The sequence below is a fragment of the Cerasicoccus frondis genome (assembly GCA_031296915.1).
Classification (GTDB): Bacteria; Verrucomicrobiota; Verrucomicrobiia; order Opitutales; family Cerasicoccaceae; genus Cerasicoccus; species Cerasicoccus frondis.
Window position 1 is genome coordinate 1 of sequence record JAVDPC010000028.1, and the last position, 21,113, is coordinate 21,113.

17 protein-coding genes and 1 tRNA gene are annotated in these 21,113 nt (G+C 55.5%); 7 read left to right on the forward strand and 11 right to left on the reverse strand.

Annotated elements, in window-relative coordinates; genetic code table 11:
- Positions 1–107 precede the first annotated feature (107 nt).
- Both RBB63_RS18085 and RBB63_RS18090 read left to right on the forward strand, forming a co-directional pair.
- A complete protein-coding gene (locus tag RBB63_RS18085; protein ID WP_309386405.1) occupies positions 108–1,508 on the forward strand; it encodes a metal ABC transporter permease in 1,401 nt (466 codons plus the stop codon).
- Positions 1,505–2,452, forward strand: a complete 948-nt coding sequence (locus RBB63_RS18090) for a metal ABC transporter permease (RefSeq protein ID WP_309386406.1) — start codon at positions 1,505–1,507, stop codon at positions 2,450–2,452. The genes RBB63_RS18085 and RBB63_RS18090 overlap by 4 nt, the downstream gene beginning before the upstream one ends.
- A gap of 25 nt (positions 2,453–2,477) precedes the next feature.
- Here the strand turns inward: RBB63_RS18090 and RBB63_RS18095 are convergent, their stop codons facing one another.
- Positions 2,478–3,314: a hypothetical protein gene (locus RBB63_RS18095; RefSeq protein ID WP_309386408.1), complete on the reverse strand. Its 837-nt coding sequence runs from the start codon at positions 3,312–3,314 to the stop codon at positions 2,478–2,480.
- A 203-nt stretch (positions 3,315–3,517) separates the two neighbouring features.
- Here RBB63_RS18095 and nadD point away from each other — a divergent pair, with 203 nt between their 5' ends.
- From nadD to RBB63_RS18110, 3 genes are all read left to right on the forward strand, one after another.
- Positions 3,518–4,129 (forward strand): nicotinate-nucleotide adenylyltransferase, encoded by a 612-nt coding sequence (gene nadD, locus RBB63_RS18100; RefSeq protein ID WP_309386410.1) that lies wholly within the window; start codon positions 3,518–3,520, stop codon positions 4,127–4,129.
- Positions 4,116–4,502: a ribosome silencing factor gene (rsfS, locus tag RBB63_RS18105; protein ID WP_309386412.1), complete on the forward strand. Its 387-nt coding sequence runs from the start codon at positions 4,116–4,118 to the stop codon at positions 4,500–4,502. Before nadD ends, rsfS begins: the two co-directional genes overlap by 14 nt.
- 99 nt (positions 4,503–4,601) lie before the next feature.
- Positions 4,602–4,677 (forward strand) — tRNA-Ala (locus tag RBB63_RS18110).
- Positions 4,678–4,750: 73 nt separating this feature from the next.
- On the opposite strand, the gene RBB63_RS18115 is transcribed toward RBB63_RS18110, so the two are convergent.
- The 10 genes from RBB63_RS18115 to RBB63_RS18160 all read right to left on the reverse strand — a co-directional run bounded on the left by RBB63_RS18115 (position 4,751) and on the right by RBB63_RS18160 (position 17,837).
- The gene (locus RBB63_RS18115) at positions 4,751–6,082 is read right to left on the reverse strand and encodes a sulfatase family protein (RefSeq protein ID WP_309386413.1); all 1,332 of its coding nucleotides are present in this window, start codon (positions 6,080–6,082) and stop codon (positions 4,751–4,753) included.
- 20 nt (positions 6,083–6,102) lie between these two features.
- The gene (locus tag RBB63_RS18120) at positions 6,103–6,753 is read right to left on the reverse strand and encodes a type II secretion system protein (RefSeq protein WP_309386414.1); all 651 of its coding nucleotides are present in this window, start codon (positions 6,751–6,753) and stop codon (positions 6,103–6,105) included.
- 13 nt (positions 6,754–6,766) lie between these two features.
- Entirely contained in the window at positions 6,767–7,309 is a 543-nt protein-coding gene (locus tag RBB63_RS18125; RefSeq protein WP_309386415.1) for a hypothetical protein, read from the reverse strand.
- Position 7,310: 1 nt separating this feature from the next.
- Positions 7,311–8,801 (reverse strand): hypothetical protein, encoded by a 1,491-nt coding sequence (locus RBB63_RS18130; protein WP_309386416.1) that lies wholly within the window; start codon positions 8,799–8,801, stop codon positions 7,311–7,313.
- 46 nt (positions 8,802–8,847) lie between these two features.
- Positions 8,848–9,654: a hypothetical protein gene (locus RBB63_RS18135; protein WP_309386418.1), complete on the reverse strand. Its 807-nt coding sequence runs from the start codon at positions 9,652–9,654 to the stop codon at positions 8,848–8,850.
- Positions 9,655–9,697: 43 nt separating this feature from the next.
- Positions 9,698–10,813, reverse strand: a complete 1,116-nt coding sequence (locus RBB63_RS18140; protein ID WP_309386419.1) for a substrate-binding domain-containing protein — start codon at positions 10,811–10,813, stop codon at positions 9,698–9,700.
- Between the two features lie 283 nt (positions 10,814–11,096).
- A complete protein-coding gene (locus RBB63_RS18145) occupies positions 11,097–12,248 on the reverse strand; it encodes a DUF3322 domain-containing protein (RefSeq protein ID WP_309386421.1) in 1,152 nt (383 codons plus the stop codon).
- Complete coding sequence (locus RBB63_RS18150; protein WP_309386422.1) at positions 12,245–15,592, reverse strand: ATP-binding protein; 3,348 nt, start codon at positions 15,590–15,592, stop codon at positions 12,245–12,247. Before RBB63_RS18150 ends, RBB63_RS18145 begins: the two co-directional genes overlap by 4 nt.
- Entirely contained in the window at positions 15,589–16,332 is a 744-nt protein-coding gene (locus RBB63_RS18155) for a DUF4194 domain-containing protein (protein WP_309386423.1), read from the reverse strand. The genes RBB63_RS18150 and RBB63_RS18155 overlap by 4 nt, the downstream gene beginning before the upstream one ends.
- Entirely contained in the window at positions 16,329–17,837 is a 1,509-nt protein-coding gene (locus RBB63_RS18160) for a DUF3375 domain-containing protein (RefSeq protein WP_309386425.1), read from the reverse strand. Before RBB63_RS18160 ends, RBB63_RS18155 begins: the two co-directional genes overlap by 4 nt.
- Before the next feature lie 297 nt (positions 17,838–18,134).
- Between RBB63_RS18160 and RBB63_RS18165 the strand changes: the two genes are divergently transcribed.
- Together RBB63_RS18165 and RBB63_RS18170 are read left to right on the forward strand one after the other, a co-directional pair.
- On the forward strand, positions 18,135–19,232 hold the full coding sequence (locus RBB63_RS18165; protein WP_309386427.1) for a helix-turn-helix transcriptional regulator: 1,098 nt from the start codon (positions 18,135–18,137) through the stop codon (positions 19,230–19,232).
- 515 nt (positions 19,233–19,747) lie between these two features.
- A complete protein-coding gene (locus RBB63_RS18170) occupies positions 19,748–20,593 on the forward strand; it encodes an HU family DNA-binding protein (RefSeq protein ID WP_309386429.1) in 846 nt (281 codons plus the stop codon).
- Positions 20,594–21,113: the final 520 nt, after the last annotated feature.

The window sequence follows — 21,113 nt, forward strand, 5'->3', positions numbered from 1 at the left end:
TTGGAAGTTCGCGGCGTTGGCATTTCAATCACGGGCTTCCAGCCCGCTCAATCAAAGCCGCCTTGCGCTGCATCCAACCTCTACCCCACCTGACTCGGCCAATCTAGATGAAAAGTGCTCTAGCCGAACTGAAAGGACTCCACGACACCGGTATTGACTGGCCGTCGCTGGACGTCGTTTGGCGCGTGCTCACGATGCAGGATTACAATACGCGCATCGTCATCCTCAGCACGCTCATCCTCGGCTTGGCCTCCGGGCTAGTCGGTTGTTTTCTCCTGCTGCGCAAACGCTCGCTGATGGGCGACGCGCTTTCGCACGCCTGCCTGCCAGGGATCGGCATCGCGTTTATCATCATGACTGCGCTCGGCATGGAGGGCAAAAGCCTGCCTGGCCTCCTCGCAGGGGCCACGGTGACGGGGGTCCTGGGCGTCGTGCTCGTGCTGATTATCCGCAACACGTCGCGCATCAAGGACGACGCCGCGATGGGCATTATCTTGAGTGTCTTTTTCGGCCTGGGAACGGTCGTGCTGACGATGATCCAAGACGTGCCCGGGGCCAGCGCCGCCGGTCTGGAATCTTTTATCTACGGCAAAACAGCGTCCATGGGGCAACAGGATGCCTGGCTCCTCGGCGGCGTCGCGGCCATCGCGCTGCTCTGCTCCTTGCTCCTGCTCAAGGAGCTGACGCTGCTCTGCTTCGACGAAGGTTTTGGCCGCAGCCAAGGTTGGCCGATCAATGGGCTGGACGTCATTTTGCTGGCGCTGGTGACGCTGGTTACCGTTGTCGGGCTCCAGGCCGTAGGCCTCATTTTGATCATCGCCTTCCTGATCACACCCGCCGCCGCCGCGCGCTTTTGGACCAATGACCTGCGCACCATGCTCATCCTGTCCGCCGTGATTGGCGGCGTAAGCGGCTGGTGTGGCGCGACCTTCAGCGCCTTGCTGCCACGGCTGCCCGCTGGCGCCGTAATCGTCCTTGTCGCGGCGATGATCTTCCTCGTCAGCATGTTCTTTGGCAGCGCGCGGGGAGTCGTCCGTCGCTGGGTTTCCATGTTCCGCCTGAAGCGCAAAATCGGTCGGCAGCACCTGTTGCGCGCAGTTTACGAGATCCAGGAATCGCAGTGCCTGCAGGAGAGCAAAGAGCCGCTCAACGTTGCAATCCCCTTCGAGCAATTGCTCGCGCACCGAACCTGGTCCGCCAACGACCTGCGCAAGCTCATGCGGCAAGCCCAGCACGAGGACCACCTTGACCAGTTTGACGGGCAAAACGTGCGCCTGTCAGAATCCGGATTTGGAGAAGCGACGCGCATTACCCGCAACCACCGACTGTGGGAAATTTTCCTGATTACCCATGCCGACATCGCCGCCAGTCATGTGGACCGCGACGCCGATTCCGTGGAGCACATTTTGAGTCCGGATATGGTTCGTGAGCTGGAGGAAAAGCTCGATCTGCTCGGCATTCCCGAGAGCCCGCACCACATTGCCCAACCGGAAGGAGGCCAGGCATGAACTGGTTCATCGACGACACGTGGATAGTCATCATTGGCGCGCTGACGGCGGTGGCCTGCGCCCTGCCCGGCTGTTTCCTTGTCCTCCGCAGCATGAGCATGATGGGCGACGCGATCAGCCACGCCGTCCTGCCCGGACTGGCCATTGCCTTCCTGGTCACTGGGGCGCGGGCAAGCTTTACCATGTTCCTGGGCGCAGCCGTGGTAGGCGTACTGACGGCGGTGTTCACACAGTGGATCAGCAACCTGGGCAAGGTCGACCGCGGCGCCTCCATGGGCATCGTTTTCACCACGCTTTTCGCCCTCGGCCTAATGCTCATTGTGCAGGCCGCCGACCGGGTGGACCTCGACGCCGGTTGCGTGCTTTACGGCAGCATTGAGCTTGCCCCGTGGGACGTCGCCAAGGAGTTCATGATCGGCGAAACGCTGGTCGAAGTCCCTCGCGCGGCGATAGTGCTGGGCATCGTGACGCTGATCAATCTGGCCGTGGCAGTCTGCTTTTTCAAGGAGCTGCGAATCAGCGCCTTCGACCCCGAGCTTGCGACCACACAGGGCATCAATGCGCAGTTCATGCACTACCTGCTGATGACGCAGGTCGCGGTGACGACGGTGGCGGCGTTTGAAGTGGTCGGCAGCATCATCGTGATCGCCATGCTGGTGACCCCGGCGGCGACCGCGCACCTGCTCACCGACCGCTTATCCTGGATGCTCGTGATCAGCTCGATCATTGGCGTAATCGCTGCCGTGCTCGGGCACGTACTGGCCATCGTGATCCCTCCGCTGATTGGCTTCGAGAGCACCACGACGTCCGGCATGATGGCCGTGACGACCGGCATGCTATTCATCGCCGCCTGGCTCTTTGCACCGCGCTACGGCTGGATCACGCGCCTGCTCACCCGCAAGGAAGTTCAGTCCCCCTTCTCCGGCCCCCTCCCCTCCGACTAAGCAGCGCACTGCTGCAATCGGCGCGCTACTCGAATGCAGCATTGGCTTCAGCCCAGATTATGACCGGGGCGTCGGGCTCAAAATCACTGCCAATCCGAAACGTCCGGTATTCGTAATCTTCGCCTGAGACGCCGTCGTAATCACTCAACGGCGGCATGCCAATGCTTAGCGGCACGCTGATCTCCCCCAAAATCGACGTCAAATCGCCCGACGTGCCGCGCCCGCCATGACCAATCAAACTGAAGTTAAAGTTCACATCCCCAAGACCATTGAAAATGTTGTTGTTAGCCAATGCCTGAGCGTCAATGTGGCCGCTCTGATTAAAGCGACCGGCATTGCTTGAGTCATTAATCGACAAGTCAGCCAAGTTAACTTCATCGCCAAAGAGGCCCGTCGTCCCCATCCGCGAACCCACGGCAACTGCTGCTGATTGAGCGCCGCCAATCCTGATGCCCGCAGTTTCGAAATTGCCAAATAATCCCGGGGCAGCCAAGTCCTCTGCCAAGTAGGTCGGCAGGCCAAAGGCCGTGAGGGTGTCCCAACCCGCCACGATGCCGCGGTCGCCACTGAGCGCATTTTCTTTCCGGATTTTACCCTGAATGGCGAAATCCACCTCCGTCGGCACGTAGAGATGGTGCGGCGAATCGTAAAAAAGTTTAGTGTCTACGGTGATGGAATCTCCACTGGCGGAGCCGCCGTAATCTGCGTTGATTGGCGGGGTGTCGATGACCACATCGTCAGCGGCAAGATCCGCAGTCATGTTGGCGGCGGCAGAGGGATCGATGGTGTCGCGCGCGCCGATAACGGCAGGAGATGCGAGCACAAACCAGCAAGCCCCACATAAGGAGAGGTGACTGTTCATGAATGATAACTAGTGTTGTAGGAATTGGCGTACGCCAACCAGCCCCACGCATGGCGGCGCATGGGATTAGAGATGGCGACTTTGAGCGATAGACCTGATCGGCCCTGAGTCAACTTCAAGTTTGGCCGCTCCACTGCTCTCTGGGTGAATAAACCGATTAAGACATTGTTGCGTTGGTCGTCGTTTTTCCTCTCAGTAGCCGCATGCGCATCGGTCTCTTTGGCGGCAGTTTTGATCCCATCCACCATGGGCACCTGCTGCATGCCCAAGACGCCATGGAGCAAGCAGACCTAGACTTGCTGGCGTTTATTCCCGCAGCTCAAGCGCCACTCAAGTCCTCCGGCGCGCCAGGCGCCAACGCCGAAGATCGCGTAAAAATGATCGAGCTCGCAATCGACAGCCAACCCGGCTTTTCGGTTTTACGTGACGAAATCGACCGTTGCGGCGTCAGCTACACCGTCGACACCGTGCGGCGGCTAAAGGAGCGTTGGCCCAACGATGAGCTGTTTTGGATACTCGGCGCTGACCAAGTGGCGCAGCTCGACCAGTGGCGCGAGATAGACGAACTGCTCAAACTAGCAAAATTTCTCTGCCTGAAACGCCCTGGTTACCAACCAGAGGCGCCCAGCAGCATTCCCGACTCAGCGCTAAAATGGATTAGCGCCCGGCAGTTGGAGCTCAGCTCCAGTGAAATTCGTGAACGGGCCGCCCACGAACGCCCCCTCCGCTTTTTCTTGCCGCGGGGAGTCGTGGATTATATTAACAAGAATCAACTCTATCGAGATTTCAGACAAATATTATATGCCGACCACTGATACGACGACGCAAAAGCCAAGACCAAGCGCCCTGCTCGCGCTCTGCTGTGATGCCTTGGATGACAAGAAAGCCATCGACATGAAGATCCTCGATGTGCGCGGCATCTCCACGGTCACCGACTACCTGGTGCTTGCCACTGGCAACTCGCAACCCCACCTCAAGGCGCTGCGCAGCACCGTCGAGCGCGCGCTCAAGGACGCCAAAGCCCACATCGTGGGCGCCGAAACCGGTGACGACAGCGGCTGGCAGGTCGTGGACGCTTTCGACTTCATGGTGCATCTGTTCACGCCCGAAATGCGCGACAACTACCGCCTGGAGCAGCTTTGGAAGGACGCTAAGACCGTCGAGCTTGCCGAGCTGAAATCCGAGTAACGGCAAACGTTGCCCATACCTGATTTTTTCTCAGCTAAAATCGACACTTTTGCCCTTGACGATTATTCCATGGGCGTCATTTTTATGCGCTTTGCTTAAGGGGCCGTAGCTCAGTTGGAAGAGCGCTTGCATGGCATGCAAGAGGTCGTCGGTTCGATCCCGATCGGCTCCACCAAAAGCTTACTCAATTTCAGTTGTTGAGTAAATGTAGCCATCCCCTTGATCAATTCAGTATTCATTGCTCTCGGTCAATCGATCGGCTCGTAGGGGCCATCAGAAGGCGAAATTGAGGTAATTGAATTAACCAATGCGCATTCGGGCCTAGGGACGAAGCCCTGCAACAAGGGGTCCGATGTCGCGAGCATCCAATCCTCAAGCTTACGAGAAAGCCCCTGCAAAACGGATTCGTATTCTGGATGCGCAGCGCGATTAGTCGATTCCTGAGGGTCTTCTAATAAATCGTAGAGTTCCACTTCGGGCAAGGCCTCCTGCCCCCAACCCGCATCCATCAGGACGCTTTTGGAGGGTGAGTCGTCACAATTAGCCAAAACCCGTCGGCACACATCGAAGCGCCGGATCAGTTTAAATCGCTGAGTCCTAATACAACGCATCGGCTCATAAGCAGCGTGAAAAGTGACTTCCGAAAACAGCTCGTCCCGGATCGCATGCCGACTTCGTTCAAACAAAGGACGCATACTGACACCCTGCAGATGCGGCGGCGGCGCTAAGCCCAGCAAGTCGCAAATAGTCGGATAGACATCCAGATGTGAAACCAGCGCATCAGACACTGTGCCCGAGGCAGGATTGTCAGGGTAGGACAACATCAGCGTCACCCCGATGCCATCATCCTTCAAATTACATTTCATATTTGGGAATGCGATGCCATGGTCGGTAGTGACTATAATTAGACTATTCTGAAAATGCCCTGTTTCTTGTATAGTTTGAAGCACCAGCCCAATACATTCGTCAGCCAAAGAAAGTGAATGCTGATAATCAGCAAAGTCCTTGCGCACTTCTGTAGTATCGGGAAGACATTGAGGCAACTCGATTGCATCAAGTGAGACTGAAGCAGTGTCTGCGGTTTCGAATTTGCGGTGAGGGTAGAACAAGCCAAAGGATAGAAAGAACGGTTGCTCGTGCTCGCGCTTCAAGAAATCGCAAGCTGCAGCCGCCCAATGCCTGTCAGAGTCCGCATTACCTTTTTCTGAAAAATCACGGACGACATACTCATAGGGCATCTGTTCCCAGGCAGAATTAAATTCATGCTGTATACCACATAACGCAGTCACAAACCCGAGTTCCTTTAAGTAAGCTGCCAAATGATACTGAGGGTTGCGCAACTTAAAGCCCCGGTGAGCCAAACCAAGCATACCAGATTCATGCGGCGTAGCACCCGTCAAAAGGCCAGCTCGACTAGGAGAACAAGTCGGCCCGCAACAATAAGCTTGGCGAAACAAGGTGGCATGCTTCGAAAATTGGTCTAAATTCGGTGTCGATAGTTTATGCCCATAGCAGCCGATGTAACGGCCCATATCATGGGTGTGAATATAGATAACATTTTTTATTTTTCGTGATGCCATATAGTATCCAATACCACCGATTAGGGCTCAACAGGCTTCACTCCATCCTGCTCTTTGAAATTACCCCACCGGGGATCGTTTAATTCCATATCATCAATCTCAAGACGTTCGACATGCCCGTCAACAAAAGCAAAATTACGAACGCCTTCTGGATGCATCACAAATGCGGAAGTCATGGTATCTCGCCCTCCAACAGCACCTCCATTAACCAAATAATCCTGCTTAGACCAATGCCATTCGATAAGCATGAAAGTAGTAGTTGGAGAAAGAAACCCCAACTTACTCGCAGCTAGATTCCGGTCATTCGCAGGGATCATGGAAGGAGATGGATAGACATAGCTCCTGGGGCGTTCCGCTGTAGCTGCGTACTCATCAGCGGGACAGGCCAGAACCTCAGGATCATCGATATAACCTGTGTTGACAAGAACCCGTGACCACACCCCATAACCAGGAGTAGAATGCGCTGGAAACTGATAATTGTGATCATTCGAATAAAGCGTCATACTGAGGGCAACCTGCCTCATATTTGCAGCACAGGACACCAGCGTCGCACTGTTGCGGACATTTCCAATAACGGCGATCAAGATTCCGGATAATAATACGACGATCGAAATGGCCGCCAATAACTCGATCAGCGAAAACCCTTTCCGTATAATAATTGATCGCCTCATCACTCAGTTCCCTTCAGTCATTAATGATGATCTCAGAAATAGAAATGGCTCCAGTGCTGGCATACTCTTCAGATGGCGCATTCAAACAAATACGAATCGTTTTGATAGGGTAATGCACTTTCCCATCTTTAGCCCCACCCCAAGATTTGGACTTATCAATGCTACTCAAATCCACACGAAAGGGCTGTGGCACATTGGGCGTGACATAGGGCATTGCGCACTGAAAAGTTTGACCACTACTATCGATAAAACGCACAGCCAGACGCAGCGGTCGGTCCGCTTCTGCCTTAAACCGAAGCTCCTTGTCATCGGGTGAAAGATCGACACGAGAATCAACGGAAACGTATTTTCCGCCTTCCGAAAAATCATAGCTCAACGCCAATCCCCTTTGAGATGAATCAACACTTCCCTCAGCGCCAGGAAACTCAGGCCCTGCATTGAATTTCCATGTGTAATGCGGCGATAGAAGATCCTCAGCTTTCAATGGCGCCCCCAAAGAGACGCAAATTGCGACACACAGACCAAGCCACTTCAAACGAATTAAGTTCTTAAGCATATCAAATTCCTTCTATATTTTTTAAGGTTAAAAGCAACGGGTAGTCGGGGATCGCCATCTGCTCTAAAACATATGCGTCCGTAGATGTTTTCTTGCCCTTTAATGTATAGATCTCACCAGTCCATAGATCGTTTACTTCGATTTCTTGCATTGGCTGATCATAAATAATTTCTACGTCAGCTCTGCGAAAACATTGATCTCCGCCAACACGTTCAGCAGACCAAATAGCAAGAACGGATTCACCATCACCATTGATAAACTGATAGACGGGAATGGAACCCGGGGCCGCTATCCGTGTGCCATCCCAAACGATAGGCCAAGAATCGATACGATTTCCCAACGGATACACGTTTACTTCCGCACTGTTTTTAGTTGTATACTCAGCCATTGCCTGAGCAGTTCTTTTAACAGCGCCAAAGGCTGGCTTTTCCGATAAGTCGTAGCGAATGAGCCCGAAGTGGTGTTGTGCGTTATCAGGATTTACTCCGTCATCCTTGAAAGCATATTGAATGAAAACTTCAACATTTAGCCCCAAGGCCTCAACAATCTTTCGCTGAAGGTATTTTCCCTGAGCTTCCTCCGTAAATCCTGCATGAATGGTTTTACGATCCAACCCTGAATATGTCGTGAAGCCAGTCTCCGTAATCCAAATTTCCTCAGGCCCTCCGTTGCTCTCGATACTTTTACGATAGAGATCAACTACCGAGCGAAAAGTCCCTTGCTCATCGGCAACAGCAATGCCATCACGCCGCAATATTCCTTCGCCCGCCGCATAGAGCACCTGCTCCGGAATAACGCGCCGGCTGTAAGGGTGATCCGCCAGACCATCCACTTTATCACTGATCCCCAGCATCAGCATTCGATGATTAGCTGGCGCCTCTGCGCCCAAACCAACGATTTTCAATTTGGGTGCAACATTCTCAACTTCCTCAGCTGCTTGATTTAATAATTCCACATAAGCCTTAATCCAACCCGTCGTGGCGCTCTCGGGGTCATTTCCATTCCAAGTCCCACCGAAGGTCTTGCCCATCCCTTTGAAGTTAAACGGCTCATTCATTACTTCCAACGCCTCGATCTTTCCGCTCAATTCCACAGCAAGCCAAGCAGCCGCTTTGGCATATGCTTCAGGATCATAAGGATTTTCGTAGATGCGATTTCCTCGCGTATTGAAGAGTAACAACACTTTTAGACCGTGTGCATTGGCCGCCTCAATCCATTCAATATCTTTCTCGGGGATCTGATATACCCCCTGCTCTTTCTCAAACTCTTCCCACTTAATTTCGTCGCGTATCCAGGAAAGCCCAGAATCCGCCATCAGAGGCATAACAGTTTCAACTACCCAACCTTTAGATGCCTGATGAAAATGGGCACAGGAGCCAAGCCGAGGATGGCGAATAACTGGCTCCACCGGCTCATTGGCGCAAACCACGCCAATAGACAGCCACACCAGAAGTGCCATAAAAGAAGACAAAAATGCTTTGCGACGAGACATAAATACGTTTCGCTAAGAGAGGAAGTGATGAAATGGGCCGTAAAAGCTAGCGCGTTTTCCGTGCCCGCATAACGACGAGAAGCACAGCACCAATTCCTAACAGCAAGGCATAGGTCGAGAGTTCCGGAATGGCGGAGTAGCCGTAGATCTCAACCTCAGTAATTTTACCGCCTCGATTATCCGCTGAAGTCGGATCCAGATCAGCATAAGTCGAATAAACTCCCGCTCTAATATTCAAGTATTGAGCAGTCACATCCGTATCACTGAAGGCAATTGTCCCCGTGCTATTCGCCGTAGCTTTGGCCGGATCTCCATACAGGATGAGGTCGGTATCACTGGTCGGCATCGAAGAAGACGTGTATACAGATGTCGGATAATTATTTGATCCAGTTGCCCAGCGGTAAGTAGATGCATCATTGTAATGAATGATTACTTCAGTAATGACGTAGGCATCACCCAAATCAAAAAGAATGTCATAATAGCCAAAGCCATTGTCACCATTAACGCCACCGGCAAGCTCGGTAACACCTTGAAAACCCGCAACATACTCGGCACTTGGATCCGTAATATTGTTTGATAGTTCTCCGGTCTCAAAAGAGATAGAGCTGGCATTACTCGTTGAAAAGCTCTGGTTCCAAGTCAAAGAACCATCTTTCGAACCCGAGTAGCTCGCGGGATAAAATGCAACAGTAAACTCGTCGAGCGCCGCCCCTTCCTGGCCACGAGCAAAGTAGGTATAACTTCCATCTGTATTGCCATAAACAAGATTGCTCGGGGTTTGAGCTACAAGGCCAACGACACTGAAAAGCGTCACAGTTATCGTTAAGAACAGGTGTTTTAGGGTATGTTTCATTTCTTATATTTATAGGGGTGATAGTTAATGCGTTTCAAAAACCTTAGGGTTTTGACGATCTCCGAGCTGGGCCAGTGCTTTCGCGAATCACTAAACTAGGCTGAATCACGGCTTGCCCGGAGTCGGCCCTGGGGAGGTCGTCCCATAATTTCTCTAGAGCTCTCAATGCCACTGCCTTCCAATCAACCTTCAAAGCCGTCAAAGAAGGGTATAAATACTCGGATCCAGAAATATCAGCAAAAGAGAAGACAGAGAACGCCTCTGGCACTTGCAGTTTATGCTTTGCCGCGAAGCGCAGGACCGCCCAGGCGCCGATGCCGGAAATCGGCACGACCACTGTCGGTCTCGGCGTCATTTTCATGACTTCGTCCATCGCATCGTAGGCAGCCTTTGTAGAGTCCGACCACAGCCGACTACCACAGGACAAGAATCGACAAGCAGATGATAAACCACGCTTTTCCACTTCGTCGCGCAAAGCCTTCAGCCGGACTTTAATGGTGCCCAAAGTATCCGGTTCATTTATGATAAAGACAATGCGCTCGTGCCCCAAGCCAGTCAAATAGTCTAATGCAATACGCACCCCAGCCGTGATATCAACACCAACACTTTTGCCCATGAATTCGGATGGGAACGAGAAAGTCGATACTGTCTTAAAGTGACGCTGTCCAAGCTCATCAGACAAAATCTCCGCCGCTTCCAGAGACTGTCCCCATAGAACCATGCGCTCAAGATTAGGATCCGCATTCAACGACCGCGCCATGCTTCGAATCGATTCACCCTCACGGATGTAATGCATACGCAAATCACAATCGAACTCTTCACAAGCCTCAGCGAATGCATTAATTTGCTGCATGAAAATCGGAGAGCGCCAATAGGGCGCGACCAACCCAACTAAACGTGTCACCGGAAACTTCTGCACGAAAGTACCCTGACCAACCCGACGGCGTAAGACCCGCCGATTGACCAGTTCATGCATTGCCCGGCGTACTGTCGGCTGGGAAACTTTCAGCAAATTGATCAGCTCCCGCTCCGTAAAGAATCGCTCGTCATGCTCGAAATGAGAATCAATCACGCCCTTCAGCCACAACTCCACCTGCTCGTACAGGGGAACCTCCAAAGTCGAAACTTGAATGAACGGGGTATCAATTGCTTTTGCCATATTGCTTATAAGCAAAATGCTTACAAGCAATCCAAGGTCAAGCGAAAATTTGCGATTAGAGTTAGCATAAAGTTGCCAGGTCCAGCACTTGCCTACCCAACACCTGATGATTGATCTAACACAACGCACCTGGCCTCTATGCCACAGCCACTCTATCCTATCGGGAAAATGGCATTTAGAATTCAGCAGAATACATACTCCAACAACAAGCGCCCCATGCAGGCTATCCGCACTCAACAACCCGTTCCAACCCGATCGGCTCCCCCCAGTTCAATAATGCTGGTTAAAGCTCAAACTGAATCCACGCGTATAGCGCATCCGCCACGATTTCGACAGTGAGAAACTCCTGTTCCAGGCGGCCACTCGCACAGGTCGATAAATATTCAAAGAGCGCGGCCTCACGATCCGTCAGCGTGTGCGCATCTGGCAACCGTGCTTTGACCGACTCTTGAACGGCTCGATCCGCATACTGATCAAACACCGCGCGAGTCATCAACAGCGCTTCAATATGGGCCTGATGGCCACGGGCTAGACTGAGCATCGCAAGGCCCCAGGTGTCCAAGTCGCCCCAGTAAGCAATAGACTTATCCGAAAAAGCTGACGCGGACAACCAGCTCAAGCTCAAACCCGCCCCGAGTATTGCCAGTGTATTGGGCAACTTCGGCAGCAGGTAGAGACAGCGTTCATTCTCCACGATCAAGATCCGTTTCCCCGGCAGCGTTTCGCACTGAGCCAGTTCCGATGCACGCACCCGCAATTGCTCAAAAGGCAATAGACTGCCGTCGAGATCCGCCAACAGCAACCATTGCTCCCCTTCCGGCATCGCGCCAAGAAAAGACTCCAAGCCCATCCGCCCTACTTCGCCTTCAAAGCGAACATCCAACAACGCAATCAACAGCGCGCGATTACGCTCAAAAAACTTAGTGTCGTTGCCAGCGGCAGACAGCGTCCTGAGCGGTGCGCCATTGGCGCAACCGGGAGTCAGTTTATCGGCGATAGCAGCCGAGAGCACTGCATCTTCCAGCGCCTTCTCCCGCCAAAAGGAACGCTGACGAATCCATAAACGATGATAGCGCGCATTCGTTTCGGCGCACAGTTTTTTCAGCGCGGCATACTCTTTGGAAACTCCTTCAGCGTCAGCAGCCGCCACCCATTCCGAAGGGCTTTTCAAACGCCAAGCCCGCGGAATATCCACCGTCTCCGCCGCGTCACGATAACGCTCACTGCGCCACTCGACTTCTCCCACCGACACCTTTGTCCACACTTGAATGTGTTCGCGAACCGAGTCCAGTTCATCGCGTATCTCCGACGCCGTCGGCCGGCCAATGGACAGCTCCACCGGCCACGCTTCGCGCTGAGTCAAACGCTGCTCACGCAGGTCCGCGTTTTCCCATTGCCGGGCCAACTTCGCGGCGAGTTCTTCAGGCGATTTCACGGCGCGGCAGGTTCGTTGTTCAACGTCGGCTCATCACCATTGCGGTGCTCAACGCGCGATTCCAACTCCCGCCAACTGATCGACGCCAGCGTCGCCCGTGCATCTTTACGATGGACGTAAACCACCGACCGTGTGTGCTGACGCAAAAGACGCATCTCTTTATTCGGTGTCACAAAAATCGGATGCAGCTTAAACTCCCGCAGCGCGTTGACAATGCGGTTCGCCACCGCGCGCGAGCTTTTCGAGAAAGCTTCATCCAGCACAATCGTGCTGTGCAGCGGGAACCGTCCCCCTTCCGGACTCAACGCATAACACAACGAGGCCGTCAAAATGTAGCTCGCGATGATTTCTTTTTCGCCACCAGAGCCACCCTGCGAGCCCTTAAAGCGCTCCACAACGGCGTCGGTTTCACGATCGATTTCCAAGCCGTGAAACTCCAGCCGGAAGCGTGGATCGAGCAAAGCCCGTGCGCCGACTGTGTGCTTCTTGTCCACGGCATCCCGGAGCAACTGAACGATGTGCTGCAAGGCCTTGAAATGCCCTTCATGATCATCCTGGCGCAGCGCCGCTGCACGCAGTTGCTTGTGCGCACGCTCAAACCCACGAAGATTATCGTGCACCACATTCTGCGTAGTCAGTCGCAGGTAACGCCCTTGTTTGAAATCCACGCTTTCCAAACTTTCATTCAAATCGTCAATGCGTTCCTTGATTCGCGTAACCTCTTCATTCACCGCCGCCAGCAGTTGAGTGACCCCTTGGTCCGAGGACTTTGTCAGGTATTTCAGGAAACGCTTGCGCTTGTCGGGCAATGCCTCATCGGTGAGCACACGCAAACGCTCCAAGTAGGCCGGAATGTCCGCCAGCTCGGTTCCCGCTTCAGCCAAGGCGCCGGTATCCTGTAGCTTGGCGTGTTCCATCGCCCGGACCAAATTAGTTTGCCGATTGGTTTGGTTGTCCTGCCCCTGTTGAATCGCTTTCGCCAGTTCGGCGGCACGCCGACGCTCTTCCTCCGCGAGGCCCTCAGCTTTCAACTGCGCATCAACCGTCAAGTGCTCTTCGGCAAAACGCTGATCTTCAAAAGACAGTCCATCGCCCGCACTTTTATTGCAGGCTTCGATGCGTTGCTGCGCACTTTTCAGCAAGCCTTCAGCCGTCACCGCAGCGCCAAGACACGCCTTGGCTTTTGCCTCCAGTTTTTCCTTTCTCTTTTTCGCTGCTTCGTAAACTTGCAGCGCCTTGCCAGCGTCGGACTCCGGGTCGGTCAGCTCCTGGAGCTTACTTTCGTTGCGTAGAATCTCCGCCTCCTGCGACGGATAATCGATCGCTTCAAAATCCAACTTGCGCAAGCCCTCCACCAGGCGCGTTTGTTCCTCCAAACGCCCATGATGCGCACGCGCGGCTTGGAACGCCTTAGCTGCTGCGTCATGTTTCGCGCTAGCTTCTTCCAGTTGTTTGGTTAAGTCGGCTAGCCGGTCGCGATTACTGAAGCCCGTGCACCAATCCTGCTCTAACCGCCGCTGATCTTTCTTCTCAAACAACCCTCGCTTGCCGGACATCAGCCCTTCCCTCGTAAGCCCATGCGGAGTCTGCCCCAGCGCATCCGTTGAATCGACGCAGTGCAAATCATACGAGGCCAGAAATCCCTTCATCGCCTCACGCAGGGGATGCTGCTTAAACTCAAGCTTGCGCAAATAGCCATCGGCAAAAAAATCCGCATTCGGCGCCTGCTCCGGGTCCGCTTCCAACAGGCGAATATGCAGCCCATGCTGATGCGCATTCACCCAACGTAGCGCCGCCCGCAAGCAAGCTTTCGGCACGAGTAAACGCAGCCGATTGCCACCCAGCGCACGCTCGATCGCGCCGCGCCAGGATTGCTCGCTTTCCAAGACTTGCACCAATTCGCCCACAAAGGGCAAGGCTTCCGGGCTCAGCTCCAGCTCACTTGCCAACAAATCACGAATGCGCTGAAAGGCGCCAGGAATATTCGAAGTCGGCCGATCCTTGGCGGTGTTGTACTCCGCTCTCAGATCCTTGGCGTCGGCTTCGATCTGGGATACCGCCGCCCCGCGCCGATATGCCAATTCGCCCGCCGTTTCCTTATCCTGCATCAAGCGTTCCAACACCGCTTCGGCTCGCCGCTGGGTCTCGGCAAATGTCTCTGCATCAATCTCAAGCGGCAACTCAAACAGCCGGCAAGTCGCTTGATACTCTGACGCCTGATCCCGGCGCCGCGCCGCTTCCTTCCGGTTGGCCTCAATCAATTTGCGCAGAGATTCCACATCTCCGCCACCGGCATGGACGTATTTTTCGTAAAGTGTTTCGACTTCGCTGCCAGCGTGTCTCACCTGCTCTTCGGCTTCGCGCAAAGCCTTTTCCCGCGCACGAAAATCCGCCTCCAGCTCCACTGCGCGCGTTTGCCACCGTCGCTTGCCCTCCAGCGCAAACCACACGGGCAGCAAGCTCGCTAGCCGACGCTTGCGCTCCAGTTCAATACGATGCTGCTCGTAGGCGTCGAACTGCTTTTCCACCGGCCAAAGCGATTGCTGCTGACGCTGAGCGGTCTCCAACTCTGCGTGGATTTCGGCAAGGTTATCGAACTCACTCGCAACCTCCGCCGCGCGGTCAAACTGCGCATGGTCATCCAACACCAGGTTCCGAAAAATGTCGTCAATGCTGTTGAGCTGCTTCAGCCCCGCCGCACGGTTTAACAGGGCAAACGCGTTGTCGGCCACCTCGAAGAAGCTCCGCACCCGGGCAAGGTAAGCGCGTTTGCCCCCTGTGGACGCGTCGAAGATTTGCGCTTCGTTATCATCGCGCAGTTGCTGCTTGAGCAGACGCAACCCACCCTGACTGTGAATCGCCAACCACTGCTCCAGCGAATGGCGCGGGTCTCGCGAAAAGATCCAGGCGCGCTTTAAATCACTGGGCGAAAAGCTCCCCCCATCGATCCACATAATCGCCCCCAGCCGCAGCTCGTCCTGCCCGTCGCTGTAGGTCGCACAAATCCCGGTAGTTGTCTTGCCCTTGCGCGAAATGTGCGCCGAGTCTCCGCTGTCGTTCCCCGAGCCCACGACGCCGCGCACGTAGGAGATCAGGCTGCGGTCGCTTTCGTGGCCGCCAGTCGAAGCCAGGTTGTATTTGGGCTGCTCGGCGATCAACGTCACGAAACCATCGACCAGCGTCGTCTTGCCACTCCCGGTCATCCCGATAATCGCCGTGCCTTGCGCATCAATGTCCGCCGCGTGCATTCCCGAAAACGGCCCCCAGTTAAACACCTCCAAGCGCTGCAATTGGAACGCCGCACGCTCCAAGTTAAACAACATATCTTCACCGCTCGATCTCATGCGCCCTCCTCGGTTTCGGATTCCTCACCAGTGTCAGCGCGCTTTGCTTTCTCCGCCAGATCACGGAAATGAGCCAGCAGGATTGCCAAGTGTTCGGGGTTCGCCAGGTGCACAATGATCGGTCGTATCGTCACCTGATTTTCTTTATCGGGCTCGCTCACCACCCCGTGCGCCGCGAGCTGAGTGATGACGCGGCGCAAGCGCTCGGCGTCGGATTTGTCACTGCCCGAGTCCCCCAGGTACACATCGAACTGCGCCTGCAACTCTTCCAGGTCGATGCGCGCATCCGAGGCGCCGATGCCATGCGTCTGCTCGTAAGCGACAAAGTTTTGCCGCAGGATCGCCACCAACAGGGATTGATCAGTCGTCAGTCGTTGACGCCGTACGAGTGGATGTTGCCACGGATCATCGCGATCGGCTTCCTCAACCGTCGGCACGGCCAGAAACGCAATCCCGCGCACGTCATCCAACTCCATCACCAGGTCGAACGGTTCCAGAATGCGCTGAAGCTCAGTTGGATTCTGCCGCAGTTCGCGGTAGATATTCGGCTTCGCGGCCTGCTCCACCAAACCATATTTCAGCAGTTCCTGAGCGGCGACCTTGATCGGTCCGCTCGTGCCCGGCGCCGCGGCTTCCTCAGTCGTGGACTCAGTTGCGCCCGGCGATTCATCCTCAGCAAGGGGAGCCGAATCATCCGCCTCTGGCGGCGTCCGCAATTGTTCGTCAAAGTAGTCACTCATGCCAAATGCTCCGGGTCAATGGTTGCCACTGCGTCAGGATCAAGCGCAATCACCGGCGCCACGAAGGCCGACTCCACATTTGCTTTGTCCCGCAAAGTAAACGCCTCCGAATCCGGCCCGACCACACACTCCGCCTCCCGCGCCAGAGACAACCAATAGATCAGCGTCTCCACATCATACTCCGGCGGTAACGCCTGGGCCAATTCCCCGAGTCGGTGCGCATGCCCGCTTTCACGCAGGCGCTCAAGTGTTTTCCCATATAGCGCCAGCGTGTCCAGCTCGTCGTCACACGCGATGAAGTCCGCCTCCAGATCGTTCAGGCTCCCTTGTTGCTGTTCCAGGTTCAGCGCATCCTCCTGTGCTTCCGCAATGTCCTTGTAGCAGAGGCGCCCAGGCAGCGGCAGGCTTGGCAGAGACGGCGCCACTGGAGGCAGCGGCGAAGGCGTCCGCCGGATCGATTGCTGCCGCCAGTCTATGTCCAAAGCGGTTTCCTGAATTTGCTGTAGCAATTGGCCGACCCGGTGATTCTCCGCCGCCAAGCCCGACTTGATAAAGCCCTTCACGTCCCGCTCTCCCTGTGAACGCGCACGCAAGACGCTCTCCGACTCAGTGATCAGCCGCGACACCAACAGCCGCAAGTCCTGCGCTTGTCGGCGATCCAGCGCCTGCGCGGACGCCTCGTTGCCCAGGATTTCCCGCAAGCGCGCGCGCATCACCTCCAAATCTGTCCCGTGCTGAACCTGCCGGTAGAAGCCGTCAAACACACGTCCCTCCGGCGTTTCCAGCAGGGCGTCATCGGTAGACAACAGCTTCTGCACCACTTCGCCACGATTCTGTTCATCGCCAATGATCGCCTGCCGCAACGCGCGATCCGCTTCGCGATACGAATCGCCCACGCGCTGGAAGTCTGCCCGCAAGCTCATTGCCAAACTATAGAGTTCGCGAATCTCCTCAGTCGCCCGATCGCCGTCGAGCACTTCAAACTCGCCCTCCTCCACGCGCGCCAATTCAGCTTCCAGCGCGGCAATCTTACCCCGAATAAAAGCCGCGCGGCTTTCGCGATCGGGGTTCAAGTTCGCTTGCAAGGTTTCAATTTTCTGCTGGACCGTGGCCAGGCGCGAAGCCGTTGTCGTCATCACCCGCCCCGTGATGCTTTCCAAAAAACCAAAGGCCGCCTGCAAGGAGTCCGTAGCCAGAATGGCGCCGCCACGCTCCACGAGCAAACCGCGCTTGATCCACTCCCGCAGCTCCTTGCGGGCCAACGCACGAAAGTCGGCGGTGTCGATTTCAAACGCCGGGTCGTTCGCATGCGTCGCGAGGATCCGGGCGAGTTGCTCACGCGCGTCTTCCTGCGGAATTTCCGCCACGCCGCGCTCAAACAACGGCTTCAAGCTGGCAAGCATCAACGGACCACGCCGCGCCGACAACAACAGCCACGCGGCATTGTTCTGGCGCGCCAAAATCAAGCTGTGGGCAAGCACCGGGTCCAACTCCATATCGTCCATACAAAGCATCCGTTTTCGGTTTATAAAGATATATCGAAAATCTATCTTAACACCAGGGGTCGGACATACAGGGACTATCCCTCCTAATAAAAAACGAACCATGTCCTCGTGGTAGGTCCAATGCCGTTTCAACCACGAAGCGCACGAAGCAACGATTCAGGGCTTCCCTGCTTTCTGTTCAAATGCGCTTCCCGTTCTTCCCGATCTTCCTGTTAAAAAGCATTCCCAGCACAAATCCTTCAATTTAGCATTGTTCCCTTAGGTTTCATCGGAAATCATCGCCCCGTGACCACTGCGATGCCCACCACTCGACCACCGCTGGAACGTGTCATCCGCATTCACGAACAGTTGGCTCGTGGCGCATATCCCAATTGCCGCTCACTCGCAGAATTAATCGAGACGTCGGTTAAAACCATTGGCCGCGACATCGATTTCATGCGCGACCGCCTGAGCCTCCCCATCGAATACGACGCCGCCCGCCACGGGTATTATTATAGCCAGCCGGTCGAGCAATTTCCATTGCTGAGTGTTTCCGAAGGCGAACTGCTCGCGCTGTTCGTTGCCCGCCAGGCCTTGCCGCAGCTCAAGGGCACGCCGTTCGCCGCGTCGTTGGAAGCCGCCATCCATAAACTCAGTTGCCAGATCACCGCACAAACCGACGTCTCGCTTGGCAACCTGCAACAATGCCTCAGCGTCCGTGTGACCGGTGTCAGCTCCACCGACATCGCCGCCTTCCAATCCATTTCGCAGGCGACGCTACAATCGCGCGAACTGACCTTCGACTACCTCAAGCTCAACGCCACTCAGCCCGAGCGCCGCCGCGTGCAGCCGCTCCATTTGGCCAGCGTCAACCAGGGGTGGTATCTCTTCGCGCACGACCTCGGGCGCGGTGAGCTGCGCACCTTCGTGTTGAACCGTATTCAAGGGAAGCCCAAGACGGGCAAACGCTTTCGCCGCCCAAAGGATTTCTCCATTTCCAAGTTGCTCGCCGACAGCTTTGGCATCTTCCACGGAACCGGCAACCACCAGATCCATCTGCGCTTCGATGCCTTTGCCGCGCGCATCGTCCGCGAACGCCAATGGCACGAATCCCAAATCCTGCAAGACCGCGAAGACGGCTCTCTCGAACTCCGCTTGCAGCTCGACTCGCTGGAGGAAGTTGAGCGATGGATTCTCTCCTGGGGCGACCACGTCGAAGTCCTCGCGCCCAAGAAACTCGCAGACAAGATTCGCCGCACCGCGCTCGCCATCGCCCGCGGCAAGAGCGACCAGCCATCTGCGGAACCAACGTGGCTCAACGAGCTCCATGCCGACGCCAATGCCGCCGCCCGTGACGACCTCAGCGCCCTCCTTCACCCCGAGCACCCCGGCCAGCTCCGCCTGGATTTCGCGTGATTCGCTGACAGACGCGATATTTTCGCACAAAGGTGTAAAGCTCGCCAAGACCAGCAAGACGAAGGGGATTTTCTCACAGAGACGCAGAGCACACGGAGACTTCTGCAACGAAGGTTGGTTAAATATATTTCTTTTCGAGTGTCCCGTCAGCGAAGTTCGTTTCATTATTTCATCTGCTGGGAAGGTGGAGCCTGGTGTCCCCACCAGGCTTTTCTGCCTCACCGCAAGCAGGATGGAACAGCCTGGTAGGGACAACGGGCTCCATCATTTTTGTGCAAAGAACTAAGCTAACGGCACTCTTATTGCTGCTCACTAAGCGCCACGCTGGTCTCTGTATCGCTGCGCTCCGCGCCTCCGTGAGAAACAAAGATCATCTCGCTGGCTCCCCGCTCTTCGCGATCTTCCTGTTAAATAACATTGCCTCACGGTATCCGTGAAAATCCGCGTTCATCCGCGGCTAAAAAATCCTCCACCCTACCCCACACATGTCCGACCCCCGGTGTTATACTACAGCCATGCTTCACTATTACCTGGTTCCCTTTGCCGCCGCCCAAGCTCATCAACCCAACGCCACCGCCTACATCGCGCGCCCCGTTCGCAACGCCACGGTGGATGAGCACGCGCTCGCTCAACGCATCGCCCAGCGTTGCACCTTGACCGAAACCGACGTCCTCACTGCGCTCAACGCCCTGCGCGAAGAAACCCTCCGCGCCCTGGCCAACGGCGACCGCGTCAACCTCAATGGCATGGTCGAGTTTTATCCGAAGCTGCGCGGAACCTTCGCCCGCTACGACGAGCCCCGCGACCCGAGTCGGCACACGCTCATTGGCGGGGCTCGCCCCGCTCAAGCCTTCACCGATGCGTTGTCGCAGCGTGCGCAATCCTGGAAACGGGTGGATAACCCGCACGCCGCACCTGCGCTCCACCGCGTTACCGACGAATCGACGCAAGCCATCAATGCAACCCTGACGCCCGGTGAGTTCGTCAACCTCTCGGGCGACCGCCTGAAGTTCAACCCGACTCACCCCGACGAAGGCGTGTTCCTCATCGCGATCAAGTCACCTGCTTCAATTCCCAATACCGTGAGCAAGGTCCCGGCCGTTGCCGCTCCGGCTCCTGAACACCATTCATCCGACCACCGCCCCACCGACAACCGCGCCTCCGAAATTCGCCTGTCCAAGGTCTGTGGCATTCGCCCCAAGGAAATCTTCGCCATCGTCCCCACCGACTTGCCAGCGGGCGCCTACCACCTCGAAGTGCGCACCCGCACCCGCCGCGCCCAACGACTTGCCGTGGGACGTTTGGACCATCTCCTCACCGTCGCCCCGCGCGCCACCGAAGTCAGCGACACCGCCGCCTAACGGCAACCGGGAGCCGTCGACTCCCCGCCTCGCCTAAGCCGACTCCCGCCCCCTGCATCGCCGACTCCCTCACCGGGTGTCGGCGATTCCTTTGCCCATGCACGGCCATGACATGGCCGCTGTCACGGTTAAACACCGGCGCTGCTTCGGTTAGGCATCGCCCGAGCGATGGCGTTTTCTGTGGGCAAACAAACGACAGCGTTTAAATCGCTCCACCACCAAAAGGCACAAAGGAGCGCAAAAAGGTAGATGCCTCGATCGTTCATGACTTGTGTTCCTTGCGCCTTTTTACGGCCGTCTCCCTTGCATCAACCATCCCAACCACAGCGCCCGAAACTTTTGCTCAGAAGGACTCAGCCTCCCCCCTCAAATGTCCGCCCCTCCATGCTAATATAGCAGCCAATCAATACCTACCAGCCGCCACTTCACGCTACTCGATTCATAAAAAAAGCGGGGTGCTCCGTAGAGCATTGCCCGCCAAATCTGATTGTTGCTGCGAAAAGAACAACAAGCAGTGATC